Annotated in this window: 14 protein-coding genes and 6 pseudogenes; 14 read left to right on the top strand and 6 right to left on the bottom strand. The window is 64.7% G+C overall.

Features of this window, described 5'->3' with window-relative positions:
- Positions 1-2 precede the first annotated feature (2 nt).
- Complete coding sequence (gene gltX / locus CN538_RS14040; RefSeq protein ID WP_106419839.1) at positions 3-1,481, bottom strand: glutamate--tRNA ligase; 1,479 nt, start codon at positions 1,479-1,481, stop codon at positions 3-5.
- Positions 1,482-1,837: 356 nt separating this feature from the next.
- Between gltX and CN538_RS25340 the strand changes: the two genes are divergently transcribed.
- Positions 1,838-2,500 (top strand): helix-turn-helix domain-containing protein, encoded by a 663-nt coding sequence (locus CN538_RS25340; RefSeq protein ID WP_422917509.1) that lies wholly within the window; start codon positions 1,838-1,840, stop codon positions 2,498-2,500.
- A 316-nt stretch (positions 2,501-2,816) separates the two neighbouring features.
- Complete coding sequence (locus CN538_RS14030) at positions 2,817-3,011, top strand: hypothetical protein (RefSeq protein ID WP_106419837.1); 195 nt, start codon at positions 2,817-2,819, stop codon at positions 3,009-3,011.
- A gap of 52 nt (positions 3,012-3,063) precedes the next feature.
- Here CN538_RS14030 and CN538_RS23110 read toward each other — a convergent pair whose 3' ends face one another.
- Both CN538_RS23110 and CN538_RS23105 read right to left on the bottom strand, forming a co-directional pair.
- A complete protein-coding gene (locus CN538_RS23110; RefSeq protein ID WP_242495134.1) occupies positions 3,064-3,321 on the bottom strand; it encodes a hypothetical protein in 258 nt (85 codons plus the stop codon).
- Between the two features lie 183 nt (positions 3,322-3,504).
- A pseudogene (locus tag CN538_RS23105) lies at positions 3,505-4,145 on the bottom strand (MFS transporter).
- A gap of 590 nt (positions 4,146-4,735) precedes the next feature.
- On the opposite strand from CN538_RS23105, the gene CN538_RS14020 reads away from it, so the two are divergent.
- A complete protein-coding gene (locus CN538_RS14020) occupies positions 4,736-5,044 on the top strand; it encodes a hypothetical protein (RefSeq protein WP_106419836.1) in 309 nt (102 codons plus the stop codon).
- A 77-nt stretch (positions 5,045-5,121) separates the two neighbouring features.
- Positions 5,122-5,457 (top strand): annotated as a pseudogene (locus tag CN538_RS23100) (cupin domain-containing protein); the annotation flags it as partial.
- On the opposite strand, the gene CN538_RS23095 reads toward CN538_RS23100, so the two are convergent.
- Positions 5,386-5,601, bottom strand: coding sequence for a hypothetical protein (locus CN538_RS23095; protein ID WP_242495132.1), 216 nt, complete (start codon positions 5,599-5,601; stop codon positions 5,386-5,388). The pseudogene CN538_RS23100 and the gene CN538_RS23095 sit on opposite strands and share 72 nt — an antisense overlap.
- 55 nt (positions 5,602-5,656) lie before the next feature.
- On the opposite strand from CN538_RS23095, the gene CN538_RS23090 reads away from it, so the two are divergent.
- From CN538_RS23090 to CN538_RS14000, 6 genes and pseudogenes are all read left to right on the top strand, one after another.
- Entirely contained in the window at positions 5,657-5,890 is a 234-nt protein-coding gene (locus tag CN538_RS23090; protein WP_242495129.1) for a helix-turn-helix domain-containing protein, read from the top strand.
- Between the two features lie 200 nt (positions 5,891-6,090).
- On the top strand, positions 6,091-6,888 hold the full coding sequence (locus CN538_RS23085; RefSeq protein WP_242495127.1) for a hypothetical protein: 798 nt from the start codon (positions 6,091-6,093) through the stop codon (positions 6,886-6,888).
- Positions 6,885-7,310: pseudogene (locus tag CN538_RS24555) on the top strand (proline dehydrogenase family protein); the annotation flags it as partial. The gene CN538_RS23085 and the pseudogene CN538_RS24555, both read left to right, overlap by 4 nt.
- 106 nt (positions 7,311-7,416) lie before the next feature.
- Entirely contained in the window at positions 7,417-9,273 is a 1,857-nt protein-coding gene (putA, locus tag CN538_RS14010; protein WP_277985024.1) for a bifunctional proline dehydrogenase/L-glutamate gamma-semialdehyde dehydrogenase PutA, read from the top strand.
- A gap of 306 nt (positions 9,274-9,579) precedes the next feature.
- On the top strand, positions 9,580-11,070 hold the full coding sequence (gene putP, locus CN538_RS14005; protein WP_106419835.1) for a sodium/proline symporter PutP: 1,491 nt from the start codon (positions 9,580-9,582) through the stop codon (positions 11,068-11,070).
- A 303-nt stretch (positions 11,071-11,373) separates the two neighbouring features.
- Positions 11,374-11,925 (top strand): OmpW/AlkL family protein, encoded by a 552-nt coding sequence (locus tag CN538_RS14000; protein ID WP_106419834.1) that lies wholly within the window; start codon positions 11,374-11,376, stop codon positions 11,923-11,925.
- A gap of 75 nt (positions 11,926-12,000) precedes the next feature.
- On the opposite strand, the gene CN538_RS13995 is transcribed toward CN538_RS14000, so the two are convergent.
- Positions 12,001-12,327 carry a YqcC family protein gene (locus CN538_RS13995; RefSeq protein ID WP_106419833.1) on the bottom strand — a complete coding sequence of 109 codons (327 nt, stop codon included), beginning with the start codon at positions 12,325-12,327 and terminating at the stop codon, positions 12,001-12,003.
- A 301-nt stretch (positions 12,328-12,628) separates the two neighbouring features.
- Here CN538_RS13995 and CN538_RS13990 point away from each other — a divergent pair.
- From CN538_RS13990 to CN538_RS13975, 4 genes and pseudogenes are all read left to right on the top strand, one after another.
- Positions 12,629-13,600: pseudogene (locus CN538_RS13990) on the top strand (DUF3549 family protein); the annotation flags it as partial.
- 39 nt (positions 13,601-13,639) lie between these two features.
- Positions 13,640-14,072: pseudogene (locus tag CN538_RS13985) on the top strand (ATP-dependent zinc protease family protein).
- A 33-nt stretch (positions 14,073-14,105) separates the two neighbouring features.
- A pseudogene (gene rimK / locus CN538_RS13980) lies at positions 14,106-15,012 on the top strand (30S ribosomal protein S6--L-glutamate ligase).
- Positions 15,013-15,147: 135 nt separating this feature from the next.
- Positions 15,148-15,561, top strand: coding sequence for a hypothetical protein (locus tag CN538_RS13975; protein WP_106420660.1), 414 nt, complete (start codon positions 15,148-15,150; stop codon positions 15,559-15,561).
- Positions 15,562-15,687: 126 nt separating this feature from the next.
- On the opposite strand, the gene CN538_RS13970 is transcribed toward CN538_RS13975, so the two are convergent.
- Positions 15,688-16,347: a SanA/YdcF family protein gene (locus CN538_RS13970; RefSeq protein ID WP_106420659.1), complete on the bottom strand. Its 660-nt coding sequence runs from the start codon at positions 16,345-16,347 to the stop codon at positions 15,688-15,690.
- Positions 16,348-16,527: the final 180 nt, after the last annotated feature.

Genomic DNA, 16,527 nt, shown 5'->3' with positions numbered 1-16,527 from the left:
TCTCAGAGCTCTCGGTAGCGTTTCTCGAGTCGCTTGGCCTGCTTCTTGGAGACCCCGCCGAGCACCTCGATGGCGTGACGCAGGCGCGCCCGCGTCATGTCGGAGCCGATGATCGCCATGGCATCGAGCACCGAGGTAGAGTGCGCGCTACCGGTAACGGCGATGAACACCGGGGCCAGGAACGCCTTCATCTTCAGCTCGAGCGCTGCCGAGAGTGACTGGCACACGTCGAGCAACGCCGCCTTCTCCCAGCGTCCGACCGCTTCGAGGCGCCAGGTCAGAAACTGAAGCAGCTCGACCAGCGACTCCCGCTCCAGGGCCACACCATCGAAACTCTCGGCGCTGATCGACGGCAGCCCCGAGAAAAAGTGCCCGGCGAGCGGAATGGCGTCGGACAGGGTCGAGATTCGCGGACGAATCTGCGGCAGGATCTGGCCCACGTATTCTTCATTGAAAGCCCAGCTGCGCAGCGCCTCGAGCAGCCCGGCGTCGTCCAGATCCTCACGGATATAGACGCCGTTGAGCCAGGTGAGCTTGTCGAGATCGAACACCGGCCCACCCAGCGACACCCGCTGGATATCGAAGCTGGCCATCATCTCGTCGAGCGAGAACTTCTCGCGCTCGTCCGGCATCGACCAGCCCATGCGGCCCAGATAGTTGGTCAACGCCTGGGGCAGATAGCCCATGCGCCGATAGTAATTGATCGAGGTCGGATTCTTGCGCTTGGACAGCTTCGACTTGTCGGGGTTGCGCAGCAGCGGCATGTGGCACAGCACCGGCATCTCCCAACCGAAATAGGCGTAGAGCAGCTGGTGCTTGGGCGCCGAGTTGATCCACTCCTCACCGCGCAGCACATGGGTGATCCCCATGAGATGGTCATCGACCACGTTGGCCAGATGGTAGGTGGGCATGCCGTCGGACTTGAGCAGAATCTGGGCGTCGACCTGGGTCCAGTCGACCTCGATCCGACCCCGCAGCATGTCGTCGACCTCGCAGGTCCCGCTGTCCGGCACGTGCATGCGAATCACGTAGGGATAGCCCTCCGCTTCACGGCGTGCACGCTCGTCCTCGTCCAGGGCCAGATCGCCGGACTTGAGCGCCAGATGTTGCCCCGCCTCACGCCGCGCTTCGCGCAGCGCGTCCAGCTCCTCGCTGGTGCGATAGCACTTGAAGGCGTGGCCGGCATCCAGCAGCTGCTGGGCATGCTCGGCGTAGATCTCGCCGCGCTCGCTCTGGCGATAGGGGCCGTGAGGGCCACCCACGTCCGGGCCCTCGTCCCAGCTCAGCCCCATCCAGCTCAGCGAATCGAGGATCATCTGTTCCGATTCCAGCGTCGAGCGCTGGCGGTCGGTATCTTCGATCCGCAGGATGAACTGCCCACCGTGCTGGCGCGCAAAGCAGAGGTTGAAGAGCGCAATATAGGCCGTCCCGACATGGGGGTCACCGGTCGGAGAAGGCGCGATACGCGTGCGTACAGTCATGAATCCAATCCGTTGATGAAAGAGCAGGCCTGGGCCTGTAAAGATGCCCCATGCGGCTCGCGCAGGGGCCTCACGACACCCCTAGTATACGCGCCCTCATCGGCTGCCTGCAGGCACAACCGGTCACTGCGACGCGGAGAAACTTCGACACGAATTGTTCAAGCGGCACGAAAGGCACTAAGATTCATTATCGTGCAGAACGATCGCCCTGCTCCAAGCGTCTCGTCCAACGCTCGGGGCAGAGCGATCCGAAACTTTCCGGCAACCCCTCGACAGCCGGAATTTTTCTTACATTCCGACACGTTACGATAAATGTCGAGAACCTCGTTCCAACCAACCCGAAACAAACTTCGGTGATGAGTGGATATGCTAACGCATCATTATGCAGGCGAGATGGACGGATGGACGGGCTAGGACCAAGAATCAAACAACTTCGACTCCAGGCCGGACTGAGCAAAGCCGCGTTGGCGCGCCGGGTTGGAGTTTCCGACGTCACGATCTCCTACTGGGAATCCGGCACCATCAAGCAGATCGGGCATGCGCGCCTGGTCGCTCTCACCTCCGCGCTCGACTGTTCGATTCGTCAACTGCTCGACGACGACTCCCTCAACGCCCTGGCGGTGGATGCACCGGCCAAGCCACAAGGGCTGTTGGCGCTGCGCTCGCGCGTCTGCGCGCCCTGGGAGTCCGCCGCCGGTAACGACGAGCTCGATGTCGAGCTGTCGACGGCGCAGCTACTGACCCGCGACTGCTTTCTGGTCACCCCCGCCGAGGGTGAGACCTTCGACTTTCTCTACGAGGGTGATCTGGCAGCGGTGCACCCGAGCGAGCGCTTTCAGCAGGATGGGCTCTATCTGATCGAACGCGAGGGACGCCTGCAGATCCAGTATCTGGAGCGCCTCACCTCCGGGCGCATCCGCGTCAGCGGCGAGCAGCTCCAGAGCGTCAGCGTGGAGAACATGCGCACCCCGCCGTTCCGCGTCGTGGGCTATCTGCGCGCCCGCTGGAGTCGTCAGTAGAGACCCGAACCGGACGCAGCCTAGGCACGCCACTATTCAGCCACGCCACTATTCAGGCGCGGCAAGATGTCGACCGCGCCCCCTTTCGAAATATCGTTGGGGCCATCCGGTGCCGCGCTCGCGGCCCGGTATTCCCTCTTTCGCGCTGCCCGGTGCCGCCTCTTTCGCCCGGCCCAGTGCCGCCTCGGCATACCACAGCACAGGCTCTTGCCTGCCCCGCAGCCACTTCGACATATAAGACCAAAGTCGCATTTCGCTGCGCTTTCCCGTTAGACTCCTAACCGTACTCTGGATAATCCCGATGAGGAGACGAACAATGGACATGTTCACCCTGACGCAGACGAACAACCGTTGGATCGCCTGCTGCCGCGCCTGCGGCCATGAACAGGCACTATCGGAAGCCGGCGCCGCCCAGATACCCGCCGAGGGCATCGCCATTCAGTGCGAACGCTGTCCTAGCCAGGAGCCCTGTGTCTATCCCGAGGCGTCCGCCGCCGCGCCGACCCCATGACGCGGCGTCGCTACCCGATCGAGACGCCCCCCCGCGCGGGGGCGTCTGTCGTTCAGGCCTCGCCAGAGGCGCGGCTCGGCTCCTGCCAGCGCGCCAGCGCATAGATAACAAGACCACCCAGCGCCATGACTGCGCCGACGATCCCGGTGGAGGTCCAGCCGTAACCCGCGGTGATGGCCAGGCCACCGAGCCAGGGACCGAGCGCATTGGCCACGTTGAAAGCGGCATGATTGGAAGCCGCGGCCAGCGTCTGTGCGTCCTTGGCCACATCCATCAACCGAATCTGCAGCGGCGGCGACAGTGCCACCATGCCGCCGACCGCCAGTACCGGCCAGCCACACCGTCCATACCGAATGCGCAGCCAGTGGGAACAGCAGCAGAACGATCGCGCTGAACCCCAGAATCCATCCCACCGAACGGAACTGCAGGCGGTCGAACAGCCAGCCGCCGGCCATGTTGCCGAGGATCGCCCCCACGCCGAACGCGGCCAGGATCACCGGCACCCATGTTCTTCAAGGCCGGTGACCTGGATCAGCGTCGGCGCGAGATAGCTGAACACACAGAACATGCCGGCAAAGCCGATCGCGCCGATGCCCAATGTCAGCCAGACCTGGCGGCGGCGCAGTGCGGTCAGCTCGCGCAGCGGGCTGTTGCGCACCTCATCGCGATTGAACGGCAGATAGATGAAGACCAGCACCACAGTGACCAGACCGATCGTCCCCACCAGGCCGAAAGCGTAGCGCCAGCTCAGCAATTGACCCAGCCAGGTCGCCAGCGGGTTGCCGATCAGCATGGCGGTGGTGATGCCGAGCATCACCCGGCTGACCGCCTTGGCACGCTTGTGCGGCGGCACCATCGACGCTGCCACCAGCGCAGCGACCCCGAAGTAGCCCCGTGGGGCAATCCCGAGATGAAGCGGAACAGCATCAGCGAGGCGTAACCCGGGGCCATGGCACTGGCGAAGTTGCCGATGGCGAAGAATGCCATCAGCAGCAGCAGCAGATGACGCCGATAGAGATAGGCGCCGAAGACCGCGATCAATGGCGCGCCCACTACCACGCCCAGCGCATAGGCGCTGATCAGATGGCCGACCTGGGTCTCGCCGACGCCGAGTGCCTGGGCGACGTTCGGCATCAGCCCCATGATGGCGAATTCACCAGTACCGATCGCGAACCCGCCGACGGCCAGCGCCAGCTCGATGAGTATCGCGACGCGGGCGGCGGGACGTCCGTCCGTAGCTGCGTTCATAGCGCCCTCTTTATACTTTCGTCTAATAACCAGGAATCGCGCCATTATTCCTGCTCCTTGCTGCCTTGGGAACCGCCGATGTCGGTCAATTTCCTACCTCCGGGAGGTTGGCGTCAGCTCAGGCGACATCGAACAGGCGGCGAGGAACTTTTTACGCAACCCGGACTCATACAGGACATGAGATTCCTGCGATGGGATCTCTAGCTTACTGTTAGCGATCGTGTCGCCGCGCTCACTGCGCGGCGACTTTTTTTGGTGGCCACTTTCCCTGGCAGTCACCCTTCGGGCCGTCGGCGGCGCCGACATCAAAAATTGTTTCCCGCGGTTTCTTGTGCTCTCGACACGCCCTTCCGTGCCGCCCGACATTTCCCTGCCCAGGCGGACCGATGGCGTAACGCTGGGGCTGACAGCGGCGGGCGTGATAGACTGCTGCCCTGGTCGCAGGTCTTGGGAATTCCGCCGCCGGGAGCATCCTCGTGCAGCTTTTCTTTATTGTCTTCGCCGTTTGTCTAGTGGTGAGCCTGGGCACAGTGGCCGCGCTGATGCTATCGCGCACGCCGCGCTATCGCACCGGCGCCGAGGATCTGATCGCGCTGTTCGACGCCGTGCTCGACAACCGTGCCGATCAGGCGCGCTGGGACAGTGTCATCGGTTACCCCATCCGCCACGATGCCTATCTGGAAAATCTGCGCCGCCGCTGTCAGCACCTGATGGAAACCCATGGCCGCCCCTGGCAGGTGGCTCAGGGTGGTTCGCTGTTCTCGCGTCAGGGTCGCGAAGGCTGAGCGCGCTGCGCGCCATCTCGCCGCCCATCAGGCCCTGAACCAGGGCGAGTACTCGGCGTGAGCCGGCGGAGCGCAGTATGACCGATACCATCCGCCTGGCCCCGCTGGACAACGCGATCCAGCATCACCACCACGACTACCATCAGATCGTGATCGGACTTTCCGGCTATGCCGAGTTCGAGGTCGGCGGCCATGGCGGCGTGGTGGCTCCACTATCAGGGTGCCTGGTGCCGGCCAACGTCGAGCACTACTACGAAGGCATCGGCGATAACCGGCAACTGATCATCGATCTGCCCGACGACGCCGCCTCGCTCACTGGCAGCCAACGCGAGCTGCGGCGGCTATTCGATCGCCCCGGCTACTTCAGCCTCGACGAGTCGTTGCAGCACTTCATTCAGTTTCTGCTCCACGAAATGGCGCGCCCGCAGCATGCCCCGGGTGAGCTGTTGATCACTACCCTGCTGAGCTCCCTCGAGGCGCGGCGTGATCCAGCCGAGTCGGTCTCTTCGCGCCTGGCGCGCACGCTCGACGTGGCGCGTCTGGAGCGTTTCGTGCATGCCCATCTCGACCGACGCATCAGCGTCGCCGAGCTGGCTCGGGTCGCTTGTCTCAGTGAGGCCCATTTCAGCGAGCGCTTCCGCCAGCCAGCAGACCGGTCTTTCACCCTATCAGTTCGTCATGCGCCAACGCCTGGAAGCGGCGCGGCACCTGGTCACCACGTCGGACACGCCGCTGTCGGAGATCGCCGAGCGTACCGGGTTCGCCAATCAGAGCGGCCTGAGCCACGCCTTTCGCCGCCACTTCGGCTATCCGCCGGTCACGCTGCGCCGTCAGACTTTGGTCTAACGTCGTCGACTGCAGCGCGGTCGACGACCTCCTCGAGGGTTCGCCACCCCGGATTTGTGACAAATCTCTCCGCGGAATTGGCAAGTCGCCGCGCTCTGTTTCACGCTAGAGTCACCCACCATCCTTCCCTCCGTGCCGGAGACGCTCGCCTGGTGACAGGCGATCACACGTCCCGCCGATGTCCATTCAGGGGTTGAACAATGTTAAAAGCCGATCAGATGTTGAAGCCCGAAACGTGGCAGACCTCGCTCGACGAGCTGTTCGCCCGGATCAGCGAACACTATATCGTCGCCGAGGACGCCTACGTTGCGGAACTGGTCACCCTGCTGGGGGCCGACCAGGCCGAGTTCAAGCGCATCGGCGACAAGACCGCCGAGCTGGTGCACGACGTGCGCGAGATGGACACGGCGGTCGACTCGATCGACGAGCTGCTGCAGCAGTACAGCCTCGACACCCAGGAGGGGGTGCTGCTGATGTGTCTGGCCGAAGCGCTGCTGCGCGTGCCCGACAAGGCAACCGCCGATGCGCTGATCGAAGACAAGCTCGGAGTCGCGGACTGGAAGCGCTATGTCGGCCAGAGCGAGTCGTGGTTCGTCAACGCCTCCACCTGGGGCCTGCTGATGACCGGCAACGTGATCCAGCTCGACAAGCCCCGCGACGGCAAGCCGGCCAACTTCATCAATCGCATGGTCAACCGCATGGGCGAGCCGGTGATTCGCAGCGCCATGTATCAGGCGATGAAGATCATGGGCCAGCAGTTCGTGCTGGGACGCACTATCGATGAAGCGCTGAAGCGCTCCAAACCGCTGTTCAACAAGGGCTACACCTACTCCTACGATATGCTCGGCGAGGCCGCGCGCACGCGTGCGACGCCCGGCGCTACTTCGACGACTACGCTGCGGCCATCCGCCAGGTCGGCGAGACCAGCGCCGCCTGGACGCCAAGACGCCGGCGCCTCGGTCTCGATCAAGCGTCTCGGCACTGCATCCGCGCTATGAGTTCGGTCGCCGCACCCAGGTGCTCGAGGAGTTGGTCGGTACGGTCAAGCAACTGGTCGAGATGGCCCGCGAGCGGCAGGTGGCACGACCATCGATGCCGAGGAGGTCGACCGCCTGGAGCTTTCGCTGGAGGTCTTCCGCGCGTCTTCGAAAGCGACGCGTGTCGCGGCTGGGGCCATTTCGGTCTGGTCGTGCAGGCCTACTCCAAGCGCTGCCTCACGGTGCTCCACTACGTCAATCAGCTGGCCGACCAGCAGGGCGACGAGATCCCGCTGCGGCTGGTCAAGGGCGCCTACTGGGATACCGAGATCAAGGAGTCGCAGAAGCTCGGCGTGGCCGGCTATCCGGTCTACACGCGCAAGGCGTGTACCGACGTGGCCTACCTCGCCTGCGCCAAGTTCCTGCTCTCCGAGAACACCCGCGGGCGGATCTTCCCGCAGTTCGCGACGCACAACGCCCACACCATCACGCAATTCTGGAGCTGGCCAACGAGGCGATCGCGCGTTCGAGTTCCAGCGTCTGCATGGCATGGGCGAAGCGCTCTACGAGGCGGCGCTCAAGCGCGCCCCCGAGGGCACCTACTGCCGCATCTACGCCCCGGTCGGCGCGCACAAGGATCTGCTGCCGTATCTGGTACGCCGGCTGCTGGAGAACGGCGCCAACTCCTCGTTCGTGCACCAGCTGTCGATCCACGCGTGCCGGTGGAGTCGCTGTGCGTCCACCCGGTCGCCACCCTGGCCTATCACGACACCATGCCACCCGCGCATTGCGCTGCCCCAGGACATCTATGGCCCGGCCCGCAAGAACTCCAAAGGCGTGAACTTGAACATCAACAGTGAATACCAGCCGCTGATCGCGCGCATGAACGATTTCATGGATCGCGACTACCACGCCAAGCCGCTGCTCGGGGTCGAGGTCAGCGATGACGACGCCCAGCGCCAGCGCGTCACCAGCCCCTTCGACCGGCGCCAGGTAGTGGGCAGCGTGCAGTGGGCGACCCGCGACCAGGCCGAGCAGGCAGTAGAGATCGCCTGGCAGGCCTTCCCGCGCTGGAGCGAGACCCCGGTCGAAGAGCGTGCCGCAATCCTCGAGCGTCATGCCGACCTGATGGAGACGCACCTGGCGGAGCTGATGACACTGTGCTCGCGCGAGGGTGGTAAACTGCTCACCGACGGCGTCGACGAGATTCGCGAGGCGGTCGACTTCTGCCGCTACTATGCTGCCCGCGCCCGCAAGCTGTTTGCCGAACCCACCAGCCTGCCCGGACCGACCGGCGAGTCCAACGAGCTGATGCTCGGCGGCAAGGGCGTGTTCGCGGCGATCAGCCCGTGGAACTTCCCGGTGGCGATCTTCACCGGACAACTGGTGGCGGCCGCGGTCGCCGGCAACACCGTGGTGGCCAAGCCGGCGGAGCAGACCTCGCTGGTCGCCAACCGCGTGATCGAGCTGCTGTACGAGGCCGGTATGCCACGTGACGTGGTCCAACTGCTGCCGGGAGACGGGCCCACCGTGGGCAGCGTACTGAGCAGCGATCCGCGCATCACTGGCGTGGTCTTCACCGGCTCCACCGGCACCGCGCAGATCATCAATCGCGCCCTGGCGGCGCGCGACAATGCGCCCCTGCCCACGCTGATCGCCGAGACCGGCGGCATGAACGCCATGATCGTCGACTCCACCGCACTGCCCGAACAGGTCGTCGCGGACGTCGTCCATTCCGCCTTCCAGAGCGCGGGCCAGCGCTGCTCGGCGCTGCGCGTGCTCTATCTGCAGGATGACATCGCCGATCGCGTGATCGAGATTCTGCGCGGGGCGATGGCGGAGCTGCGTATCGGCGACCCGCGCGACCTGGGTACCGATGTCGGCCCGGTGATCGACGAAGAGGCCCGCGAGGGGCTGCTCGCGCATGTCGAGAAGATGAAGGCCGAAGGTCGCCTGCTGGCCGAGGCCGAGCTCGATCCGGCACACACCGACAACGGCACCTTCGTCGCGCCGATGGCGTTTCGGATCGACGGCATCGCGTCGATGGAGAGCGAGCAGTTCGGTCCGCTGCTGCACATCGCCCGCTACCCTGCCGACAAGCTCGATGCGGTCATCGACGCCATCAACGCCAAGGGCTTCGGTTTGACCTTCGGTGTCCACAGCCGCAACGAGAGCTTCACCGACTATGTCGCCAGTCGCATTCGCGTCGGCAACGTCTACGTCAACCGTGACATCATCGGTGCAGTGGTCGGCGTGCAGCCCTTCGGCGGTCAGGGCTTCTCGGGTACCGGCCCCAAGGCCGGCGGCCCGCACTACCTGCTGCGCTTTGCCACCGAGAAGACACGCACCATCAATACCGCGGCGCTGGGCGGCAATGCCTCGCTGCTGGCCATGGGCGACGACTGAACCCGGCGCCCCGGGTGATCAACCGAGAAGGAAATCGCTCATGCTCGACCGCACTCGGCCGTCCCCGACAACAACAGCAACCGATATACTCCCCCCGCGACGCGCGCGGGTGGGAGGCGTGCTCACCCGAGGACGTCGCTGCGCGCCTGCTGATGCGACGGCGACCCGAGTGACGATCGCTGAGCTGCCGGAGCCGCGCTCCGGCCTAGCGCCCGTCGATCGCGGAGACCGAAGCAAGCCGCGTCGGCGTCCTCGATCGACTTCTATCCCCTCCAGCCTAATAACTACGTAACAGGAGACGCTTCTATGGCTATCGGTGTCTGGATCAGCCTGTGTGCCTACTTCGTGCTCATGATCGCCATTGGCCTCTACGCCATGCGCACGTCCACTGCCACTTCCGAAGACTACATGCTCGGGGGACGTACCCTGAGCCCGCAGGTCGCCGCGCTCTCGGCCGGCGCCTCGGACATGAGCGGCTGGCTGCTGCTGGGCCTGCCCGGAGCGATGTTCGTCTCCGGTCTGGCCTCGGCATGGATCGGTATCGGCCTGTTCGTCGGCGCCTTCTTCAACTGGCTGCTGGTGGCCCCCAGGCTACGCGAGCAGACCGTGCACTACGGCAACGCCATCACCATTCCGGCGTTTCTGGCCAACCGTTTCCCGACCCGTGCGCTGTCGCTGCGAACGGTCTCGGCCATCGTCATCGTGGTGTTCTTCTCGGTCTACACCGCTTCGGGTCTCGTGGCCGGTGGCAAGCTGTTCGAGAGCGCCTTTGCCGGCGTCATCGACATCGGTGGGCTGAGCGACTACGCCACCGGGGTGATCCTCACCCTCGGGGTGGTGCTGATCTATACCGTGGTCGGCGGTTTCCTGGCGGTGAGCATGACCGACTTCGTCCAGGGCTGCATCATGATGCTGGCGCTGGTGATCATGCCCGCAGTAGTGCTCTTCGGCGAGGGCGGCGGCGGCTTCAGCCAGGCCCAGCAGACGCTCAACCAGGTCGATCCCACGCTGCTTTCCTGGACCGACGGTCTAACCATCGTCGGCTGGCTCTCCGCAGTGACCTGGGGCCTGGGCTACTTCGGGCAGCCGCACATCATTGTGCGCTTCATGGCGATCCGCTCGGTCAAGGACGTGCCCACGGCGCGTAACATCGGCATGAGCTGGATGTTCATCTCGCTGGTCGGCGCGATCTCGGTCGGTATCTTCGGCCGCGCCTATGCGATTCGTAACGGCCTCGACGTGCAGGACCCGGAGACGATCTTCATCATCCTCTCCAACCTGCTGTTCCATCCGCTGATCACCGGCTTCCTCTACGCGGCATTGCTGGCGGCGATCATGAGCACCATCTCCAGCCAACTGCTGGTGGCCTCCTCGTCGCTCACCGAGGACTTCTACCGACTGTTCCTGCGCAAGGAGGCGAGCGAGAAAGAGACCGTCACCATTGGCCGCCTGAGCGTGGTCGCGGTGGGCGTGGTGGCAGCGATCATCGCCTCCAACCCCGACTCCCAGGTACTGGGTCTGGTCAGCAACGCCTGGGCCGGGTTCGGCGCCGCCTTCGGCCCGCTGATCCTGCTCTCGCTGATGTGGTCGCGGACCAACGGCGCCGGCGCCATCGCCGGCATGGTGGTAGGCGCGCTGACGGTGATCGTGTGGATCGCGCTGGGCTTCAGCAGCTCGTTCCTGGGGGGGCCGGGCGTCTACGAGATCATTCCCGGCTTCATCGCCTCCTTCCTCGCCATCGTGCTGGTGAGCCGCATGACCAGCGACGCCGGCGAGTACCGTCAGATCACGCGCTGAGCGTGCTCGACCGCCAAGATCAAGGGCTCCTGCGGGGGCCCTTTTTCGTGCCCGCACGTCAACGCCTGGTCAGCGCAGAAGAGGCGTCGCGACGAGACGCTGGCGTAACCTTCGCACAGCTACTAGGTTTACTGAGAGGACACGCGGGACAAGCGCGTGCCCTTCGTCCGGTTAACAAGAAAACACTGTTTCAAAATTTTACTGGACTTATAGAACAGCGTTTCCTATCATCTCCCCCGTTGTCTCATAGAATGTGAAGGCCGGTAATACGGCTGCATGATGTAAAGAAAGGAGTCCTTGATCATGACCAAGACCAAACTGTTCTCTGCCATGGTTGTTGCCGGCGCTTGCGCATTCGGAACCCAGGCTGCATTCGCCTACGGCGCTGGTGATTTCTTCGCCCGTGCCGGCGTTGCCAAGACCGACGTCGACACCGGCTACGCCGACAGCGACACCGGCGCCTACCTGGGTCTCGGCTACATGTTCCACGACAAGCTGGGCGTAGAGCTGAGCTCCATGACCGAAACCAAGATCCACGCCGAAGGCGGCACCTTCAAGCAGGTTCCGGTCAACCTGATGGCGCAGTACTACCCGCTGGGTGGCATGGATTCCCGCGTGCAGCCGTACGCAGGCGTCGGCGTCAACTACACCACGTTCTCCAGCGAGAGCGGCGTGGGTAGCGTCGACGACTCCTGGGGCGCCACGGGCGAACTGGGTGTCGACCTCAACGTGACCCAGAACTTCGGCTTCAACGCCTTCGCCCAGTACACCGACGTCAGCGCCGACATCAGCGGCGGCCGCGACATCGACCTCGACCCGGTCACCGTGGGTGCCGGCGCGATGCTGCGCTTCTAAGCGTCACCAGAGCGACAAAAACCGGGCCAATGGCCCGGTTTTTTTATGCCCGCTCGTCTTGCAGGGTAACGGGCATCACCCTTCGGTGACGAGCCGATCCACTCTCTGCAGCGCCTCAACCACCACCGTCTTGTGTGGTCCCGAGACGTCCTTCAGCCATACTTCCAGTGCCGGCGCCACCTCGCACTTGGCGGGCAGTGGCGCGCGCGCGTCCACCAGCGCCTGGAGTCGTGCCACGAACACATAGCGCAGCCACTGAGGCAGCGTCATGCTATCGACGCAAAATGGCTGCTGGCTATCGAAGGCGCCTGCCGGTGGCGCGGATACCTCCCACAGCTCGGCCTCGTCCAGTGCACTCTCCAGCTGGCGCAGCGCCTGCGCCAGCGCATCATGTGAAGTCATTCGGGCTCCTTGCTTGCCGGGGTCCGAGGCGGTTCGCCGTCAGCGCCCGTGGCCGCTGCTGCGATGGCGGACCTATCGCGCGCTCCGGCAGCACCGCCCCGGTGTCGTTGCACACCTATTGTGACCCATTCGGGTTGCTCACAGATACCTTGAAAGAGACTGTGGATAAACTCTGAACAGATCGCCCTTGGCGGCTCACCACGAGATATCCCGAGGCATGCTCAATTTTTGGCCAGCCTCTGTTCACTCCCGGGCAGGCGCGTTACAGTGCGCGCCTCTCTTCACTGGCTAGCGACGATCGATGCAGACGCTGAGCGACTTTTTCGCCCAGAGCGGCGCCGAGGTGGCGCTCGCGAGCCTGGGCCGGCGCGTGGCGCCGCTGACCCACGATACCTTCGAGGCGTTCGAGCGCGAGCGCCAGGCCTGGCCGCTGCCGTGGAACGCCCAGGCGCAGTTCGCCTGCGCCCTGCGCTGGCCGGCGGCGGGCGCCGATCCGGTGGTCTGGTTCCTGACCTTGCCGTTGGACGAGCAGGGCATGCTCAGCCCGGCGTCACGGGATGCTTTTCTCGAGCGCCTGCTGCTGACCCTGGGCGCCAGCGGCGAGGCCCTGGATACGTCGGCGCCGGATAACCTGATGCAGAACAACCCGGTGGCGCTGGAGCCCGAGCTGCATCAGCGCGCCCTGCTCCACGCCCGGCTGTCGCGCCACTTTGCGCAGCCGCCCTCGCCCCAGCGTGATCTGGCCGCACGCTACCTGGCCGGCGACGCCGAGGTCCACTGGCAGCTGCTAGGGCTGCAAGGGCTGGCGGACGGGTCGTCGACCCCGACCCTGCGACCTGCGCCGCCCTCGCCCCCGGCTGGATCGGCTACCGCGGGAGGTGCTGATCCCGCTGTGCTATCTGATGGAGCCGGCGACCTGCCGGCCTCGCTGCACGCGCCGCTGATCGGCTGCCTGGCGCATGCCCACGCCGACCAGGATCTGGAGCGCTACTGCGCCCTGCCGGTGCGCCCTGCTGGGCAGTCGCGATGCCACGGTGAGCACCTGGCGGAGCAGTGGCTCGAATACGACGAGCTGATGGCGGCCGACTGTCTGGTCGCAGTGGCGGCACGTGGCTGGCACCATCTGGAAGATGAAGGACGGCTGACGCGGTTCCTCGATCGTCGGGCGGCGAGCGAGCAGCTTCACTTTCGTCGTGTGGTGCGCGATCTGGCATTGATCCCGCGCCTGAGACTGCCAATATTGATGATGTTGCGCCAGGCGCCGCGGGACTCTGCCCTCGGCCGGCGCGTTCAGAGTGGAACGTCTGAGCTCATGAAAGCACTGCCCTACCAGGCCAAGGCGTGATCGGGCGGCGCGAGATGGTCGCGCTGCCCGATCTCGACCTGACCTTTTCTGCAAGGCGGATACCGGCGCCCGTACCTCGGCGCTGCACGCCGAGCTGATCGAACCGTTCGAGGCAAGGCCACCCCTGGGTGCGCTTCGTCACCCGCACCAGCGGCCACGCCACGCCGGCCCACGAGTGCCTGCAGCCGCTGCACGACCGGCGCAAGGTCAGAAGCTCCAACGGCCAGGAGGAGTGGCGCTACGTGATTCGTACGCGACTGGTGCTGGGTAACCTGGATTTCCCCATCGAACTCACCCTGACCGACCGCAGCGACATGCGGCATCCATGTTGCTGGGACGGCGCGCCATGCGGCGACTGCTGGTCGCCCCCGGTGCCGCTTTTCTCCACGGCGAGCCCTGACTCGCCGGTCCGTTCACTCTGGAGCCCTCGCTCATGCACATCGGCATCCTGTCACGCAATCGCAATCTCTATTCGACGCGCCGTCTGATCGAGGCCGCCGAGACGCGGGGCCATACGGTCAGGGTCGTCGACACCCTGCGCTGCTACATGAACATCGCCTCGCACCGCCCTTCGATCCACTACAAGGGGCAGGAGCTGGAGGCCTTCGACGCCATCGTGCCGCGGATCGCGCCTCGGTGACCTTCTACGGCTGCGCGGTGCTGCGCCAGTTCGAGATGATGAGCACCTACGTGCTCAACGACTCGGTGGCGATCACCCGCTCGCGGGACAAGCTGCGCTCGCTGCAGCTGCTGTCGCGCAAGGGGCTGGGGCTACCGGTGACCGGGTTCGCCCACTCACCGGACGACATCCCCGATCTGATCACCATGGTCAAGGGCGCACCGCTGGTGATCAAGCTGCTGGAGGGTACCCAGGGCATCGGCGTGGTGCTGGCCGAGACCAACCAGGCGGCAGAGTCGGTGATCCAGGCTTTCATGGGCATGAAAGCCAATATCATGGTGCAGGAGTACATCAAGGAGGCCAAGGGCGCCGATATCCGCTGCTTCGTGATCGGCGACAAGGTGGTGGCGGCGATGAAACGCCAGGCCGCCGAGGGCGAATTCCGCTCCAATCTGCATCGCGGCGGCACCGCCAGCGTCATTCGTATCACCCCGAGGAGCGCTCCACCGCGATCCGCGCGGCCAAGGCGATGGGCTTGCGGGTGGCGGGGGTCGACCTGCTGCGCTCCAACCATGGACCGGTGATCATGGAGGTCAACTCCTCGCCCGGGCTCCAGGGCATCGAGACCGCCACCGGCAAGGATATTGCCGGGCAGATCATCGAGCATCTGGAAAAGAACGCCGCGACACCGCGCAAGGCACCGCCCAAACCCAATGGCTGACGCGTAAATCTCAACAAATAGCCGGAAAACCTAAAAAATTATCCCCGCAGGGGTAGAAAAACAGTGTTTCCGGCCGCACAATTTGTGTCACCTCAGGAGGTGACCGCACATGTTCTCGACAATCGCCAGGTGGCGATGGACAGCGTCCTGGAGGCGCTGGCCGACAGTCTCGACTATTTTCAGGACAATCTCGATCGCCTGCGCCCGGCGCTGCGCAATGCCCTGAAACCCCATTACGAGGAACGTGGTGCGGCGATGCGCGAGCTGCAGGACCTGGTTCGCGAACACCTTGCCATGCTACCCCGCGACGCCGACGTCGAGCGCGACGACTATCTGTGGCTATGGAGCCGCATCAAGAGCTTCGTCGGCAATGACAGTGCGGTGCTGCTGGGTGAGCTATTGGAACAGGAGCGCGTGCTGATGCAGGCGCTGGGCAACGCCTTCACCCATCCCCTGCCAGACCCGCTGGAGCCCGCGCTGGAGCGCTGCTGGAAGAATTGCCGCGCGCTGATCCGCGAGATCACCAAACTGCAGCAGCGTCAGCGCTGACCCGTGAGCCGCCGCCAGCGGCGGCTCGACCTCCTGCCTTCAATGCCCCTACTCGACTGACGCCTTCCTTGCGACACAGGCCGGCCTACCGACCCTAGACCGTTCTGGTCAGAGGATGGCCCCGGCTCACGGCGATAGCTGGATCGGCTCCAGCGGACCGAGAAAATAGGGCTCGCGTCCCCATAGATAGAGATCGCCGAAGGTCGCCGCCCGCGCCAGCCACTCACGCAGCCTGAGCTGCCACTCGCCGGCGATCCCTTCGTCAGGCACCGCGCAACCGGTGGCTTCGAGCCCCAACGCATCAGCGATGAACAGCGCCCGCGGCGGCAGATGCCACGCCTGCGAGATCAGCATCAGGCGCTTGGCCCCGAATACCTCCTTGGCCCGTACCACGCTATCGAAGGTGCTGAATCCGGCGTAGTCGAGGGTCATGTGAGTGTCCTCGACGTTACGGTGACGCAGCGAACGCCACATGCTCACCGGCTCGTTATAGTAGCGGGTGCGGTTATCGCCGGAGAGCAGCAGGTGCTGCACGCGATTGAGGCGCAACAGCTCCGCGGCGGTCTCCATACGTGCCCGGTAGTAGGGGTTGGGCCCACCCGCCCGCAGCCATTGGGCAGTGCCGAAGACCAGCCCCACCGGCTGCGACCGGCACAGCAGCACGTCGTGCTCGATCCGCGACTGGGTCTGGTGCAGCACCCACAGGTTGATCGCGACGACACCGAGAACGAGCAGCAAAAGCCCGGCCAGCAGCGTCTTGAGCAGGCCCTTCAGTAACCGCAGCATAGTGCGCCGCGGCCACATAGACAGCGAAGCGACCGTCGACGGTCGCCTCTATGAGAAGATAGCAGGGTCGGAAACAGCAGGCTAAGCGGCGAGAGTCGGTGTCGATCTGCATCTTGCGTTCGTCTTGCGGTCGTTGCCTTGTCGGAAAGTCGACACGTCTGCGCGAGCGCGCCACCCTCG

Origin of the sequence: Salinicola tamaricis (assembly GCF_003006155.1) — a bacterium.
Taxonomy (GTDB): domain Bacteria; phylum Pseudomonadota; class Gammaproteobacteria; order Pseudomonadales; family Halomonadaceae; genus Salinicola; species Salinicola tamaricis.
Note: the sequence above shows the minus strand (reverse complement) of the source record. Positions and strands in the feature narration are given on the sequence as shown.

Excerpts from the sequence above, each read along its gene's own strand:
- gltX (WP_106419839.1), bottom strand. The coding sequence starts at position 1,481 with ATGACTGTACGCACGCGTATCGCGCCTTCTCCGACCGGTGACCCCCAT.
- CN538_RS25340 (WP_422917509.1), top strand. The coding sequence starts at position 1,838 with ATGAGTGGATATGCTAACGCATCATTATGCAGGCGAGATGGACGGATG.
- CN538_RS14030 (WP_106419837.1), top strand. The coding sequence starts at position 2,817 with ATGGACATGTTCACCCTGACGCAGACGAACAACCGTTGGATCGCCTGC.
- CN538_RS23110 (WP_242495134.1), bottom strand. The coding sequence starts at position 3,321 with ATGGTGGCACTGTCGCCGCCGCTGCAGATTCGGTTGATGGATGTGGCC.
- CN538_RS23095 (WP_242495132.1), bottom strand. The coding sequence starts at position 5,601 with ATGCACGAAACGCTCCAGACGCGCCACGTCGAGCGTGCGCGCCAGGCG.
- CN538_RS23085 (WP_242495127.1), top strand. The coding sequence starts at position 6,091 with ATGTTAAAAGCCGATCAGATGTTGAAGCCCGAAACGTGGCAGACCTCG.
- putA (WP_277985024.1), top strand. The coding sequence starts at position 7,417 with ATGGGCGAAGCGCTCTACGAGGCGGCGCTCAAGCGCGCCCCCGAGGGC.
- putP (WP_106419835.1), top strand. The coding sequence starts at position 9,580 with ATGGCTATCGGTGTCTGGATCAGCCTGTGTGCCTACTTCGTGCTCATG.
- CN538_RS14000 (WP_106419834.1), top strand. The coding sequence starts at position 11,374 with ATGACCAAGACCAAACTGTTCTCTGCCATGGTTGTTGCCGGCGCTTGC.
- CN538_RS13995 (WP_106419833.1), bottom strand. The coding sequence starts at position 12,327 with ATGACTTCACATGATGCGCTGGCGCAGGCGCTGCGCCAGCTGGAGAGT.
- CN538_RS13975 (WP_106420660.1), top strand. The coding sequence starts at position 15,148 with ATGGACAGCGTCCTGGAGGCGCTGGCCGACAGTCTCGACTATTTTCAG.
- CN538_RS13970 (WP_106420659.1), bottom strand. The coding sequence starts at position 16,347 with ATGCTGCGGTTACTGAAGGGCCTGCTCAAGACGCTGCTGGCCGGGCTT.